General features: G+C 65.5%; 15 protein-coding genes. 5 read left to right on the top strand and 10 right to left on the bottom strand.

Translation table 11 applies throughout. From position 1 onward, the window contains the following. Positions 1-55 precede the first annotated feature (55 nt). The 5 genes from gndA to ccoG all read right to left on the bottom strand — a co-directional run bounded on the left by gndA (position 56) and on the right by ccoG (position 6,226). Complete coding sequence (gene gndA / locus LQK81_RS08050; protein WP_230805167.1) at positions 56-1,492, bottom strand: NADP-dependent phosphogluconate dehydrogenase; 1,437 nt, start codon at positions 1,490-1,492, stop codon at positions 56-58. Between the two features lie 180 nt (positions 1,493-1,672). Further along, a complete protein-coding gene (ccoS, locus tag LQK81_RS08045) occupies positions 1,673-1,849 on the bottom strand; it encodes a cbb3-type cytochrome oxidase assembly protein CcoS (RefSeq protein ID WP_230805164.1) in 177 nt (58 codons plus the stop codon). Then, on the bottom strand, positions 1,846-4,146 hold the full coding sequence (locus LQK81_RS08040) for a heavy metal translocating P-type ATPase (RefSeq protein WP_230805163.1): 2,301 nt from the start codon (positions 4,144-4,146) through the stop codon (positions 1,846-1,848). The genes ccoS and LQK81_RS08040 overlap by 4 nt, the downstream gene beginning before the upstream one ends. Further along, positions 4,143-4,646: a FixH family protein gene (locus tag LQK81_RS08035; protein ID WP_230805161.1), complete on the bottom strand. Its 504-nt coding sequence runs from the start codon at positions 4,644-4,646 to the stop codon at positions 4,143-4,145. Before LQK81_RS08035 ends, LQK81_RS08040 begins: the two co-directional genes overlap by 4 nt. Next, positions 4,643-6,226 (bottom strand): cytochrome c oxidase accessory protein CcoG, encoded by a 1,584-nt coding sequence (gene ccoG / locus LQK81_RS08030; protein ID WP_230805158.1) that lies wholly within the window; start codon positions 6,224-6,226, stop codon positions 4,643-4,645. Before ccoG ends, LQK81_RS08035 begins: the two co-directional genes overlap by 4 nt. Positions 6,227-6,364: 138 nt before the next feature. Here ccoG and LQK81_RS08025 point away from each other — a divergent pair, with 138 nt between their 5' ends. The 4 genes from LQK81_RS08025 to LQK81_RS08010 all read left to right on the top strand — a co-directional run bounded on the left by LQK81_RS08025 (position 6,365) and on the right by LQK81_RS08010 (position 7,823). Continuing rightward, a complete protein-coding gene (locus tag LQK81_RS08025; protein WP_230805148.1) occupies positions 6,365-6,793 on the top strand; it encodes an SRPBCC family protein in 429 nt (142 codons plus the stop codon). Then, positions 6,793-7,149 carry a VOC family protein gene (locus LQK81_RS08020; RefSeq protein ID WP_230805146.1) on the top strand — a complete coding sequence of 119 codons (357 nt, stop codon included), beginning with the start codon at positions 6,793-6,795 and terminating at the stop codon, positions 7,147-7,149. The genes LQK81_RS08025 and LQK81_RS08020 overlap by 1 nt, the downstream gene beginning before the upstream one ends. Before the next feature lie 69 nt (positions 7,150-7,218). Continuing rightward, positions 7,219-7,413 (top strand): hypothetical protein, encoded by a 195-nt coding sequence (locus LQK81_RS08015; protein WP_230805144.1) that lies wholly within the window; start codon positions 7,219-7,221, stop codon positions 7,411-7,413. Between the two features lie 2 nt (positions 7,414-7,415). Then, positions 7,416-7,823 carry a type II toxin-antitoxin system VapC family toxin gene (locus tag LQK81_RS08010; RefSeq protein ID WP_230805142.1) on the top strand — a complete coding sequence of 136 codons (408 nt, stop codon included), beginning with the start codon at positions 7,416-7,418 and terminating at the stop codon, positions 7,821-7,823. A 14-nt stretch (positions 7,824-7,837) separates the two neighbouring features. On the opposite strand, the gene ccoP is transcribed toward LQK81_RS08010, so the two are convergent. From ccoP to ccoN, 4 genes are read right to left on the bottom strand one after another with little or no spacing between them, the layout of a single operon-like run. Beyond that, positions 7,838-8,716: a cytochrome-c oxidase, cbb3-type subunit III gene (gene ccoP, locus LQK81_RS08005; protein ID WP_230805140.1), complete on the bottom strand. Its 879-nt coding sequence runs from the start codon at positions 8,714-8,716 to the stop codon at positions 7,838-7,840. A gap of 4 nt (positions 8,717-8,720) precedes the next feature. Beyond that, complete coding sequence (locus LQK81_RS08000) at positions 8,721-8,873, bottom strand: cbb3-type cytochrome c oxidase subunit 3 (RefSeq protein WP_183798153.1); 153 nt, start codon at positions 8,871-8,873, stop codon at positions 8,721-8,723. A 12-nt stretch (positions 8,874-8,885) separates the two neighbouring features. Beyond that, positions 8,886-9,617 carry a cytochrome-c oxidase, cbb3-type subunit II gene (ccoO, locus tag LQK81_RS07995; protein ID WP_230805138.1) on the bottom strand — a complete coding sequence of 244 codons (732 nt, stop codon included), beginning with the start codon at positions 9,615-9,617 and terminating at the stop codon, positions 8,886-8,888. 13 nt (positions 9,618-9,630) lie between these two features. Next, on the bottom strand, positions 9,631-11,277 hold the full coding sequence (gene ccoN, locus LQK81_RS07990; protein WP_230805136.1) for a cytochrome-c oxidase, cbb3-type subunit I: 1,647 nt from the start codon (positions 11,275-11,277) through the stop codon (positions 9,631-9,633). Between the two features lie 181 nt (positions 11,278-11,458). Between ccoN and LQK81_RS07985 the strand changes: the two genes are divergently transcribed. Beyond that, a complete protein-coding gene (locus LQK81_RS07985) occupies positions 11,459-11,950 on the top strand; it encodes a hemerythrin domain-containing protein (RefSeq protein WP_230805134.1) in 492 nt (163 codons plus the stop codon). 15 nt (positions 11,951-11,965) lie between these two features. Here the strand turns inward: LQK81_RS07985 and LQK81_RS07980 are convergent, their stop codons facing one another. Continuing rightward, positions 11,966-12,910: a lipid A biosynthesis lauroyl acyltransferase gene (locus LQK81_RS07980; RefSeq protein ID WP_230805132.1), complete on the bottom strand. Its 945-nt coding sequence runs from the start codon at positions 12,908-12,910 to the stop codon at positions 11,966-11,968. Between the last annotated feature and the right edge of the window lie 5 nt (positions 12,911-12,915).

Genomic DNA, 12,915 nt, shown 5'->3' with positions numbered 1-12,915 from the left:
CTTGCATGTCTTCGGCCGATCTTGCGACCGGCCACCTCGGTCTCCATCGCCGCGATCAGGCGCCGGCGACGAGGCCGCTGCCCCAGGGGCCGTGGTGGTTGTCGGCACCGTCGACGCGGTCGAAGCCGTGCGCGCCGAAGAAGTCGCGCTGGGCCTGGATCATGTTGGCCGTGCCGCGGCCGCGGCGGTAGCTGTCGAAGTAGCCGAGCGCCGAAGCGAGTGCCGGAACCGGAAGGCCGGCGAGAACGGCGGCCGAGACGACGCGGCGCAGTGCACCGTCAGTTTCCTTGACCATGGCGGAGAAGGCGGGCGTGACGATCAGGTTCGCCGCGTCCGGTGCCGCGGTGAAAGCGGACGTGATCTCGTCGAGGAACTGCGAGCGGATGATACAGCCGGCGCGCCAGATCTTGGCGATGACCGGCATCGGCAGGTTCCAGCCGAACTCCTTCGAGGCAGCCGACATGACGGCGAAACCCTGCGCATAGGCGCCGATCTTGCCGGCGAGCAGCGCGCTTTCGAGATCCTTGATGAAGGCGTCGCGGTCGGACACCGACAGCGCCGAGAGGCCGGGCAGGCCAAGGGTCTTCTCGGCCGCCTCGCGCTCGTCCTTCATCGACGACAGGCTGCGGGCGGCGACCGCCGCCTCGATCGCCGTCGCCGGCACGCCCATGTTCTGCGCCTCGATGACCGACCACTTGCCGGTGCCCTTCTGGCCGGCCTTGTCGAGGATCATGTCGACGATCGGCTTGCCGGTCAAAGGATCGGCGGTTTCCAGAACGGTGCCGGAGATCTCGATCAGGTAGGAGTTCAGGCGGCCCTTGTTCCAGGTGTCGAACACCTTGCCGATCTCGGTGGCGCTCATGTTCAGGCCATCGCGCAGGATGCCGTAAATCTCGGCGATCATCTGCATGTCGGCATATTCGATGCCGTTGTGGATCGTCTTGACGAAGTGGCCGGCGCCGTTCTCGCCGAGCCAGGCGACGCAGGGCTCGTCATTGTACTTCGCCGCGATCGAGGTCAGCACCTTCTCCACGCGCTTCCAGCTGTCCTCGGTGCCGCCGACCATGATCGACGGGCCGTGGCGCGCACCTTCCTCGCCGCCGGATACGCCCATGCCGATGAAGGTCAGGCCACTGTCCTTGAGCGCGTCGAAGCGACGCATCGTGTCGCGGAAGTTGGCGTTGCCGGCATCGATCATGATGTCGTTCTTTTCCAGGAACGGCTTCAGCAGTTCCATCTGCTGGTCGACCGGATCACCCGCCTTGATCATGATGATGATCGGGCGCGGCGGGCGGATGGCGGCGACGAACGCCTCGATGGTCTCGCAGGGGACGATCTGGTCCTTGAGGTCGCCCGCCTCCTCGTAGAATTCCCGGGTGCGCTCGGGCGTGCGGTTGAAGACCGCGATCTTGTTGCCTTTCTCGGCAATGTTGAGCGCCAGGTTCGACCCCATAACGCCGAGACCGATCAAACCGATTTCCGCCTGTGCCACGTTCTTACCTCCGTCTGGAATGGTGCTTTGCCGGACGGCCGCAAAGGTCGAGGGCGCTGCATGAAATGTCTTTGCCCGCAGCGGAACAGGAACAAGCCGCTCCACTTTCGGCAGGCGGCTGTTTTGGCATTCAAATCGATTTACGACAAGCCGTTGTTTGGTAACAATCGCGCATGGCAGCTACCCGCCATGCGCACCCGGCGAGCCGCGCTTGGTCCCGTCTTCGTCGTCGAGCACGCGCCAGGCCGCGCCGTCGAGGTCGTCATACTGGCCGTTGCGGATCGACCAGAGGAAGGCGCCGAGGCCGAGGCCGCCGAGAAAGAGCGCGATCGGGATGAGATAGATCAGCGTGCTCATGCCGGGCTCGCCATGCCCGAGGCCGGCTTCGGCGCGGCCGCATCCTGCCGCAGCGCCGGTGTCGGGCCGCGCAGCCTGAGCGAGTTCGCCACGACGATGATCGACGAGGTCGACATCGCCACGGCCGCGATCAGCGGGGTCGCATGGCCGAGGATCGCCACTGGCACGGCGATGACGTTGTAGCCGATCGCAAGCGCGAAGTTCTGCCGGATCAGCCTGCCGGCCCGCTTCGAGGTCTCGATCGCGAAGGAGACGGCGTCCAGCCCATCGCGCAGGAAGACGAGGTCGGCGGCCTGCCGGCCGATGTCGGCGGCCGTCGCCGGCGCCATCGACACATGCGCCGCCGAAAGGGCCGGCGCATCGTTGATGCCGTCGCCCACCATCAGCACCCTTGCGCCTGCCGCAGCACTTTCCCGCACCGCCTCGGTCTTGTCGCGCGGCGCGAGCCCCGCCCGCCAGCGGCTGACGCCGAGCTGGGCCGCAACCCGCTCCACGGCCGCCGCACGGTCGCCGGACAGAATGTCGACCTCGATCCCGTCCTTGCGCAACCGGGCGACGGTTTCGCGGGCGGCAGGTCGCAGCCGGTCCTCGAACCGGAAGGTTTCGATCACGGCGCCGTCGAGCGACAGAACCACTTCCGAAGCGGAAGAACCGTCGTCTGCCGGCTCGTCGCCGCTGCAGGCAAAAGCGCGGTTTCCAAGCCGCCAGGTCCCCTCCGGCGTCACCGCCTCGAGGCCACGGCCCGGGATTTCCGTCACCGGCCCGAACTGCGGCACCGGCCCGACATGCGCAGCCGCGAGTGCGGCCGACAGCGGGTGGCGGGAATGAGCGGCAAGGGCTGCGGCGACGGCGAATGCCTGGTCACCCTTCAGGGTGCCCGGCCGACCGGCAGCCTCCCGCCCGATCAGGCGCGGCGCGCCCATGGTGAGTGTCCCCGTCTTGTCGAAGACCACGGCATCGATCTCGGCGAGCCGCTCCATCGCCGAACCGTCCTTGACCATGATGCCGCTGGCAAACAGGCGTCCCGCCGCCACCACCTGCACGACCGGCACGGCGAGGCCGAGCGCGCAGGGGCAGGTGATGATCAGGACGGCGACGGCGACCAGCATCGCATGCTTCCAGTCGCCGTCGGCAAAACCCCAGCTGAGGAAGGAGATCAGCGCCAGCAGATGCACCACCGGCGAATAGTAGGACGCCGCCCGGTCGGCGATGCGCCGATAGCGCGCGCGCCCGCCCTCGGCCGCTTCCATCAGGCCGATGACCTCGGCCAGGAACGAATCCCGCGCCACCGCCACGGCCTCGACCACGAGTGCGCCTGTGAGGTTCATCACGCCGGCCTCGAGCATGCTGCCGGGCTTGGCCGTGACCGGCGCGCTCTCGCCGCTGACGAGCGAACGGTCGACATCGCTCATGCCGGCTATGACGCGGGCGTCGACGGCGAGCCGTTCGCCGGCTGCGACCGACAGCCGGTCGCCGACGGCGATTTCCTCGACGGGACGATATTCGCGCCCTCCGTCGTCCTTGACCACCATCGCGCCGCGCGGCGAAAGCCGGGCAAGGCTGGTGATCGCCGAACGCGCCCGGTCGCGCATGACATGGTCCAGCGTGCGGCCGATCAAGAGGAAGAACAGCAGAGTCACCGTGGCGTCGAACCAGGCATGTTCGCCGTGATGGATCGTCTCCCACAGCGAGACGAAATAGGAGAGCGTCACCGCCAGCGAGATCGGCACGTCCATGTTGGTCCGCCCGTGCTTCAATGCACCCCAGGCGGAGCGGAAGAAGAAGCGCCCGGCATAGATCAGCACCGGCCCGGCGATCAGCGCCGAGATCCAATGGAACAGGTCGCGCGTGGATGCCTCCGCGCCCGACCAGACCGAGACCGACAGCAGCATGATGTTCATCGCCGCAAAGCCCGAGACGGCGACGGCGCGGATCAGTTCGTTGCGCAGCGCGTCGTCGGCGGCGATCGGCGCGGTGAACAGATGGGCGGCATAGCCGGTTCTGGCCATGGCGGCGGGGATCGTCTGCGGATCGAAGCCCTCGACATCGCGCCAGCGCACCGACACGCGCCGGGCGGTCAGGTTGACGCGGGCGCTTTCGATCGACGGCATGCCGGAGAGCACACCCTCGATCGTGGTGATGCAGGCACCGCAGTGGACGCCGGGAACGCTGAGATCGCTCTGGCGCAGCCCCTCGCCCAGGTCGCGGGCGGCCAGCCGCATCTCCTCGGAAGACGGCAGCGTGCCGCCTGAGGCAGCCTCGATCGCGCCTTCGGTACCGGGTGCGCAGCAGCTCATGGCCTGCCTCCTGCGACGACCGTGCGGATCGTCTGGTGAAAGATCGGCTGCCCGCCCCGAACGCTCGCGATGTCCGCGATCCATTGGCCGGCAGGCAGTGTCCGTTCCGCAGAGTAGGTTCCCTCCTCTTCGGCGACAAGCGTCAGCCTGAAATCTTCCCGCTCGTCGGTGGGGCGCTTGAAGGTGACGGTCACGGCATCGGCTGCGACCGGCCGGCCCGCGGCATCGTGGAGCCGGTAGCTGACGCGGCCGTCGGCGATGACAAGCGCGCCGGCAAGGCCGCTCTCGGCAAACGCCTTCGCCTTCTCCACCTTGCCGTTGAACTCCTGGCTCGCGACATAGGTGTTCTGCACCACAAGCCCGCTCCAGCTGCTGACAGCGTTCCAGGCCATGATGAGGTTGACGGTGATGATAGTGCAGAAGAACAGCAGCATCACCCCCAGCATGTGCCAGCCGGTAAAGCGGAAGCCGGGCTCGTCTGTCTTTACAGGCGGGGTCATCTTGCACCTCCGGGCACGTTGAAATGGGCGTCATAGGTACCGCGCTCGCCGCCCGCCCGGTCCTCGGCGATCAGGCGGAAGCCGTCGCCGGCCTCGGCGCCGAAATCCCTGGGCAGCGTCACGAACACCTTCACCGCGGTCACCTTGTCGGGCTGGACCGGGATGTCGAAGCTGCGCCCGTCGCCGTCAGGCAGGCCGGAAATGCGCATGGTCGCATGCGGCAGGCCCTCGATCGAAAGCGTGATGGTGCGCGGTTCGGGGATCATGTTCAAAAGCTTCACCTCGTAGCCGTTGCGGATCGACCCGTCCGATTCGACGACGAACTGCGGATTGCGGTCATGGATGACGTTGAGCCCCAGCCGGTCGCGCGAGACCAGCGCGAACACGAGACCGAGACCGGCGAGCGTCCATATGACCAGATAGAAGACCGTGCGCAGCCGGAAGATGACGCGCCAGTCGAAATGCCGCACCTTCTCCGAGAAATTCCCGTCCGGCTTGCGCACGCGCGCCGGATCGATCGGCCCGGCGCCGTCCCCGGTGGCCAGCGCCATGTTGGCGCTGTAGTCCGAAAGCGTCGCGTAGGCGATCAGCCCCCTCTCCCTGCCGAGCTTGTCCATCACCCCGTCGCAGGCATCGATGCAGAGCGCGCAGGTGATGCATTCCAGCTGCTGCCCGTCGCGAATGTCGATGCCCATGGGACAGACGGCCACGCAGGCGTTGCAGTCGACGCAATCGCCGACGCTCTCCCCCGCCGCCGCAGCCTTCTTGGCATGGCGCGAGCGCGGTTCGCCGCGCCAGTCGTTGTAGGTGACGACCAGCGAGTTCTCGTCCACCATCGCCGCCTGGATGCGCGGCCATGGACACATGTAGGTGCAGACCTGTTCGCGCATCAGGCCGCCGAAGACATAGGTCGTCGCCGTCAGCACGGCCACGGTGATGTAGGCGACGGGCTGCGCCTGAAGGGTGACGAAGCTTGAAAGCAGCTTCGGCGCATCGGCGAAGTAGAAGATCCAGGCACCGCCCGTCGCCACCGCGATCGCGAGCCAGATGGCATGCTTGGCGATGCGCTTGCGGATCTTGTCGAAGGTCCACGGGCCGGCGTCGAGCTTCATGCGTGCGTTGCGGTCGCCTTCGATCGCCCGCTCGACGACGAGGAAGAGATCGACCCAGACCGTCTGCGGACAGGCATAGCCGCACCAGGCCCGCCCGATCGCCGAGGTGACGAGGAACAGGCCGAAGCCCGCCATCACCAGCAACCCCGCCACGAAGAAGAACTCCTGCGGCCAGATTTCGATGAAGAAGAAATAGAACCGCCGGCCGGCGAGGTCGACCAGCACCGCCTGGTCCGGCGCATGCGCGCCGCGATCCCAGCGGATCCACGGGGTCAGGTAGTAGATGCCGAGCGTGATCAGCATCACGATCCACTTGAAGCGACGGAATCGCCCTTCGGCCCGTTTCGGGAAGATCTTCTTCCGCTTTTCATAGAGCGGCTTGCGCACCTTGGCGGAGTTGACCGCCTCGGCGTCCAGCCGCTCGACTGCGGCATCCTGTGAGGGTTCAAGGGCGTTGTAGATGTTCATCGATGCATCGTCTCCACGCCCTGTTTGTGCGCCGCAGTGCCGTTCCGTTCCTTGACTTAAGTCAAAGATCGGGGTTGCCGGGCGCCCTGCCGGATGCGACAAAACAGCCGCCGTGACGGCGCAGAGGAGGTGCTGACGATGACCACGATGCCAGCCCGGATCGTCCACGTTTCGATCGCGCGGAACTGGTCGGAGGTCTATGACTTTGCCGCAAGGCCGGAAAACATGCCGCTCTGGGCATCCGGGCTGGCCGCGGGACTGACGCCCGACGGCGATGACTGGATCGCCGACGGCGGGCCTGTCGGCAACGTCCGGGTCCGCTTTGCCGAAGACAACGGCTTCGGCGTGATCGACCACAGCGTGACGATGGAAGACGGCCTCGTCGTCCGGAACGCCCTGCGGGTGGTGCCGAACGGCGACGGTGCGGAGGTGATGTTCACCCTGCTCCGGCTGCCCGGCATAGACGATGTGGCCTTCGAGGCCGATGCGGCCCATGTGGCGCGCGACCTGCGGACGCTGAAGGCATTGCTGGAGAAACCGGAGCAGGAGAAACAGGGAGAGAACTGATGGCCGCCGCCGGCAAGGACCGCAAGATCGACTACATCGAATTCAACGTCGCCGATATCGCCCGCGCGAAAGCCTTCTACGGCTCCGCCTTCGGCTGGACCTTCACCGACTACGGACCGGAGTATTGCGAGTTCCAGGACGGCCGTCTGACCGGCGGCTTCACGACGCTGGCGCCGGTGATGGCCACCGGCGGGCCGCTGGTCATCCTCTTCGCCGACGATCTCGAAGCCACCCTCGCCCGCGTGGAAACGGCCGGCGGCCGCATCGTCAAGCCGATCTTCACCTTCCCGGGCGGACGCCGGTTCCAGTTCGCCGATCCGGACGGGTACGAGCTGGGCGTGTGGTCGGACCGCTAGGGCCAGTTCTGGATGGTCTTCACGCGCGGCAACTTGTAAGGTGTCCGACAAAATCTGGAGCAAGCAGTCATGGGTGCCAACGCGAAGCACGATCAGAACCTGCCAAAGCCGCGGAGCGGATCCGACGTTCCGCGCAAGGCGGCCGCAGGGGCATCGGAGCGGGTCCGGCGCCTCCATGCGATCCTGAAGGCGACGGAGCAAGATCGTCGCCGTCTATCGGAAGAAGAAGTGTTGCGGCAGATCGCTGACGTCCGTGGCGACTGAGAATGCCGCAACGCGTCTATGTCGACAGCAATATCTTCATCTACCTGATCGATGGCGATGACGATACGCGCCGCCGGGCGCTGTTGGCGCTGGAGGAACTCGACCGGCAGAACGCGAACCTGTTCACATCCGAACTGACGATCGCCGAGTGCACTATCGCGCCGATCAGGGACCGGCGGCCGGACATCGTTTCGGCCTTTCACGGCCTGCTCGAAGATCCGAAGATCGTGGAACTGGCGCCGATAACCCGCGACACGCTGGGGCTGGCCGCGAATATGGCCGCCGGACTTCGATTGAAGCTGCCGGACGCCATCCACGTCGCCACTGCCGAAGCCCTCTCCTGCGGCGTCTTCCTGACGAACGACCGGGGCATTCGCGCCCCGGCCGGCATCGAAATCCGCCATATCTAGCTGAAAGGGGCCGGCTATTCGCCGCCGCCCAGCGAATGCACGAAGACGGCGAGCTGCTTGATCGTCGGTTCGCCGAGCCGCGGCAGCCAGGCGGGCATGACCCCGTGCTTCGGAGCGCGGACCTGGTTGGCGATCGCCTCCTCGCCCTCGCCCTTCAGCCAGATCGCGTCGGCCAGGTCCGGAGCGCCCATCTCGCGATTGCCCCTTGCGTCGTCGCCGTGGCACGAGGCGCAGTTGTCGGCGAAGATCTGCTTGCCCGGCTCGACCATGACCGCATCGTGCGGCACGCCGGTGAGGCTCACCACATAGGCGGAAACCTGCTTGATCTCTTCGGGCTGCAGCATGTCGGCGAAGGCCGGCATCTCGGAGACATGGGTCTCGGCGTCGCCTTCGAAGCGAACGCCGTGGGCGATCGTGTGGTAGATCTGGTCGACGCTGCCGCCCCAGATCCACTCGTCGTCGTTCAGGTTCGGGAAGCCCGCCGAGCCGGCAGCACCCGAACCGTGGCACTGCACGCAGTTGACCTTGAAGGCGGCGGCCCCGCCGGCGATCGCGAACTGCGACAGCTCCGGATCGGCGACGATGTCGGCGAGCGGCGCGGACGCGATCCGGTCCACGTAGACCATCTGCGCGGCCCTGGCCGCCTCCAGGTCCTTGGCCACGTCGGCGCGGCTGGAATAGCCGAGAACGCCGCGGGTTGCCTCCGTCAGCATCGGCCAGGCCGGATAGGCGATCATGTAGCCGATCCCCCAGACGATGGTCGCGTAGAAGGTCCAGACCCACCAGCGCGGCATCGGATTGTTCAGTTCGCGGATACCGTCCCATTCATGACCGGTGGTCTCGACGCCGGAGATCTCGTCAATGTGCTTTTCAGCACCATGCTTGTCAGCCATGGTGTCAGTCCTCCTTGAGAGGGATTTGCGCGGCATTCTCGGCGGCCTTGCGTCCGCTGGGCCGGAAGGTGAAAAGGATGACACCGACGAAGAAGATCGCCATGGCGAGCAGTCCCCAGACGTCGGCGAAGTGCCGCATGGCCGTGTAGGTTTCCATGGTCCGCCTCCCTTACCGGTAGCCGCTGGCGTCGTCATAGGTGGAGAAGTCCACCAGCGTGCCGAGCATCTGCAGATAGGCCACCAGCGCATCCATCTCGGTCAGCTTCTGCGGGTCGCCGTCGAAATCGCCCACCTTGGCCTTCGGATAGCGCTCCAGCAGCCCGGACGTATCCGCGTTCGGATCCGCCTGCGCTTTGAGGTCCGCCTCCGCGTTCTCGATCATCGCATCGTCGTAGGGAACGTTCACGGCGCGGTTCGCCTTGAGGTTCATCGACACGTCGGAAATCCGAAGCGGCGTCGTCTTCAGGAAGGCGTAGCTCGGCATGACCGATTCCGGGACGACCGAGCGCGGCTCAATCAGGTGCTGCACGTGCCATTCGTTCGAGTAGCGGTCGCCGACGCGGGCCAGGTCCGGCCCGGTGCGCTTCGACCCCCATTGGAAGGAATGGTCGTACATGCTTTCGGCAGCGAGCGAGTAGTGACCGTATCGCTCGACCTCGTCCCGGAACGGCCGGATCATCTGGCTGTGACAGACGTAGCAGCCTTCGCGGATGTAGATGTCGCGGCCGGCGAGTTCCAGCGGCGAATAGGGCCGCATGCCCTCCACCTTCTCGATGGTGTTCTCGAGGTAGAAGAGCGGCGCGATCTCGACGATGCCGCCGACCGTGACCACGGCGAGCGAGGCGACCAGCAGCAGCGTTGCGTTTCTCTCCAGAACGGAGTGCTTGTTCAGTATCGACATGGATCAACGCTCCTTATTCGGCAGGCTGCAGGGTTGCTTCGCCCGCAGGCCGGGTGCTGCCCATCGAGACCTCGTCGCGCAGCCGCCCGCGAATGGTCTGATAGACGTTCCATGCCATGACCAGGCCACCGGCGAGGTAGAGAACGCCGCCAAGCGTGCGGATGACATAGTAGGGGAACATCGCCAGCACGGTTTCGGCGAAGGAATAGACCAGGAAGCCCTGATCGTCGTATTCGCGCCACATCAGGCCCTGCTGGATGCCGGCAACCCACATGGCGGCGGCGTAGAGCACGATGCCGAGGGTGGCGAGCCAGAAGTGCCAGCTGACCATGTTGACCGAATAGAGCCGTTCGCGATTCCATAGTTTCGGCGCGAGATAGTAGACGGCGGCGAACGAGATCATGCCGTTCCAGCCGAGTGCGCCGGCATGGACGTGGCCGATAGTCCAGTCGGTATAGTGCGACAGCGAGTTGACCGCCTTGATCGACAGCATCGGTCCCTCGAAGGTCGCCATGCCGTAGAAGGCGATGGCTGCCACCATCATGCGGATGATCGGATCGGTGCGTACCTTGTCCCATGCGCCGGACAGGGTCATCAGGCCGTTGATCATGCCACCCCAGGAAGGCATCCACAGCACGATCGAAAACACCATGCCGAGCGTTTGCGCCCAGTCGGGCACGGCCGTGTAGTGCAGGTGGTGCGGACCGGCCCAGATGTAGAGGAAGATGATCGACCAGAAGTGGACGATGGACAGGCGGTAGGAGTAGACCGGACGCCCCGCCTGCTTCGGGACGAAATAATACATCATCGCCAGGAACGGGATGGTCAGGAAGAAGGCCACGGCGTTGTGGCCGTACCACCACTGCGTCACCGCATCCTGCACGCCGGCGAAGGCCGAATAACTCTTGACGCCGAGGAACGACACCGGGATCGCCAGGTTGTTGATGACGTGCAGCATGGCGATGGTGACGATGAAGGAGAGGTAGAACCAGTTCGCCACATAGATATGCGGCTCCTTGCGCCTCAGGACAGTGCCAAGGAAGACGACGAGATAGGCGACCCAGACGATCGTCAGCCACAGGTCGACATACCACTCGGGCTCCGCATATTCGCGGCTCTGGGTGATGCCCAGCAGATAGCCGGTCGCAGCCATGACGATGAACAACTGATAGCCCCAGAAGACGAACCAGCCGAGATCGCCGCCGAACAGGCGCGCCCGCGACGTGCGCTGGACGACGTAGAACGAGGTCGCGATCAGGGCGTTGCCGCCGAAGGCGAAGATCACCGCCGAGGTATGGAGCGGCCGCAGGCGGCCGAAATTCAGGTAGGGTTCCAGATTGAGATCGGGAAACGCCAGCTGGGCAGCGATGACGACGCCGACCAGGAACCCGACGACGCCCCAGAAGACGGTGGCGATGACGCCGTATTTGACGACCTCGTCGAAGTAGGGGCTGGCATCGCCCTTCGCAAGGCTGCTGTCGCCCGGCACCCGATAGGGCGCGAAGGAAATGCGCCTGATCATGACCACCGTGCCGGCGAGCAGCACGAAGAACAGGACCCACATATGGGCCTGGAACAGGTTGTCGTGGGCGAAGGCTGCGCCGAGCAGCGCAAAGAACGCGCCGACGGCCAGGAGCCCTGTCTCTAATCCGTACTTCATCGTTGGCATCCCCAACCAGACATGCGTTGCGAGCAGCGGGGACGGACACGAATCCGCACCCTGCGATCGGATCACTGCTCGCAGATGCAGCAAGACTTGGCCTTGACGTAGATCAAGGAGAAGCAGGGGGCGCAGGCGCATCAATGCGCCAGGCTGCGGTCACTCAGGGAGAAATAACGCGATGACGCTGGAAAACGGGGAACAGAACAGGGTGTGCCACCTTCTTTCCGCCATGCCCGGCGACACCGTGTCGCTCGACTGGCTGGCGGGCGCCCATCGCGAGCAGCTCCTTCTCTGCGACGCGCTGGAGGAGATCGCCGACAGCCTGCCGGCAAGCGTGAACCGGCAAAAGTGCATCTATGCGGCCATGGTGCTGGGCCCGCTGATCCACGGGCTGCATCGCTACGAGGAGGAGGTGCTCTTCCCTCACCTGACGGCGCGGACGAAAGGCAATCCGCTGCTCGCCGAGACGCTGAAGCGGCTGAAATTCGAACATTGCGAGGACGAGTGTTTCGCAGAGGAGCTCGTCGATACGCTCCTGAAGCTCGGCAGCGGCGCACCGGACGTCAACATCGAGGCCGCCGGCTACATGCTGCGCGGCTTCTTCGAGACGATCCGCCGCCATATCGCCTTCGAGCGCGACCACCTGCTGCGTGGGCTTCACGACGCCTGACGAAGGCGCTCGCCGTCAGGCCTTGACGTGCTTGACGGTCTTCTTGATGTCCCAGCGGTCGTGGTACCAGAGCCACTGGCCCGGATACTCCCGCACCCATTGCTCGACCTTGTCGTTCAGCTTCTGCGCCGTCGCGTCGACGTCGACGGCTCCGTCCGCGCGGCGCGGGATCTCCATCGCCGGTTCCAGCTCGAGCCGGAAACGGTTGTCCGGCAGGCGGATGCAGCGCGCCGGATAGACCTCGCAGTCGAACTGGCGGACCAGCTTGGCGAGCAGCGGATTGGTCTGTACCGGACGGCCGAAGAAGGTCGTCGACAGGCCCTTGCGGTATTTCTGGTCCACCAGCACACCGACCGGCTCGCCGGCGTCGAGCTTGCGGGCGAGCGTGAACGACGAACCTGCATGCGAAGGCACCAGATTGCCCATCCGCGCACGGCGGAACTCGAATACCTTCTCGGCGATATAGGGATTGTTGGGCGGGCGGAACAGCACCGTCACCTCGATGCCAAAGGCCGCACCCGCCACCGGCAGCATCTCGAAATTGCCGGTATGGCCGGTGAAGACGATGAACGGCCGCCGGTTCTCGTAGAGATCGATGAAGATCGGCACGCCCTCGACCTCGACGCGTCCGACCTTGTCGCTGAACGGGTCGAAATCGAACAGGCGGTCGAGGAAGACGTATTCCGCCGCCATCCGCCCCATGTTGCCCCAGCTGTCCATCGCGATCGTGGCAAGCTCGGCCTCGGACTTCTCGGGAAATGCATTGCGCAGGTTGGTCAGCATCAGCTGATGCCGGCGCGTCTTCGGTCCGACGAAACGGCCGAAGCGGTCGGCGGCGTTCATCGCGCCGTCGGCCGGAAACAGCTTCAGGACGTTGAGCAGCCCGAACACGAACTGGGCCACCAGCCACTGCTCGAAATTGCGCAGCGCGAGCACGACGCGGGTGATCAGCTTGCGCACGATCG

Origin of the sequence: Rhizobium sp. GN54, from assembly GCF_021026345.1 — a bacterium.
GTDB lineage: Bacteria > Pseudomonadota > Alphaproteobacteria > Rhizobiales > Rhizobiaceae > Mycoplana.
The sequence above is the reverse complement of the archived record's forward strand: the minus strand, read 5'-3'. Positions and strand labels throughout refer to the sequence as shown.

Bases quoted from the DNA above. Each gene is read 5' to 3' on its own strand.
- ccoP (WP_230805140.1), bottom strand. From the start codon at position 8,716: ATGGCTGACAAGCATGGTGCTGAAAAGCACATTGACGAGATCTCCGGC.
- LQK81_RS08035 (WP_230805161.1), bottom strand. From the start codon at position 4,646: ATGACCCCGCCTGTAAAGACAGACGAGCCCGGCTTCCGCTTTACCGGC.
- LQK81_RS08010 (WP_230805142.1), top strand. From the start codon at position 7,416: ATGCCGCAACGCGTCTATGTCGACAGCAATATCTTCATCTACCTGATC.
- LQK81_RS08000 (WP_183798153.1), bottom strand. From the start codon at position 8,873: ATGGAAACCTACACGGCCATGCGGCACTTCGCCGACGTCTGGGGACTG.
- LQK81_RS07985 (WP_230805134.1), top strand. From the start codon at position 11,459: ATGACGCTGGAAAACGGGGAACAGAACAGGGTGTGCCACCTTCTTTCC.
- ccoN (WP_230805136.1), bottom strand. From the start codon at position 11,277: ATGAAGTACGGATTAGAGACAGGGCTCCTGGCCGTCGGCGCGTTCTTT.
- ccoO (WP_230805138.1), bottom strand. From the start codon at position 9,617: ATGTCGATACTGAACAAGCACTCCGTTCTGGAGAGAAACGCAACGCTG.
- LQK81_RS08040 (WP_230805163.1), bottom strand. From the start codon at position 4,146: ATGAGCTGCTGCGCACCCGGTACCGAAGGCGCGATCGAGGCTGCCTCA.
- LQK81_RS08015 (WP_230805144.1), top strand. From the start codon at position 7,219: ATGGGTGCCAACGCGAAGCACGATCAGAACCTGCCAAAGCCGCGGAGC.
- ccoS (WP_230805164.1), bottom strand. From the start codon at position 1,849: ATGAGCACGCTGATCTATCTCATCCCGATCGCGCTCTTTCTCGGCGGC.
- ccoG (WP_230805158.1), bottom strand. From the start codon at position 6,226: ATGAACATCTACAACGCCCTTGAACCCTCACAGGATGCCGCAGTCGAG.
- LQK81_RS08025 (WP_230805148.1), top strand. From the start codon at position 6,365: ATGACCACGATGCCAGCCCGGATCGTCCACGTTTCGATCGCGCGGAAC.
- LQK81_RS08020 (WP_230805146.1), top strand. From the start codon at position 6,793: ATGGCCGCCGCCGGCAAGGACCGCAAGATCGACTACATCGAATTCAAC.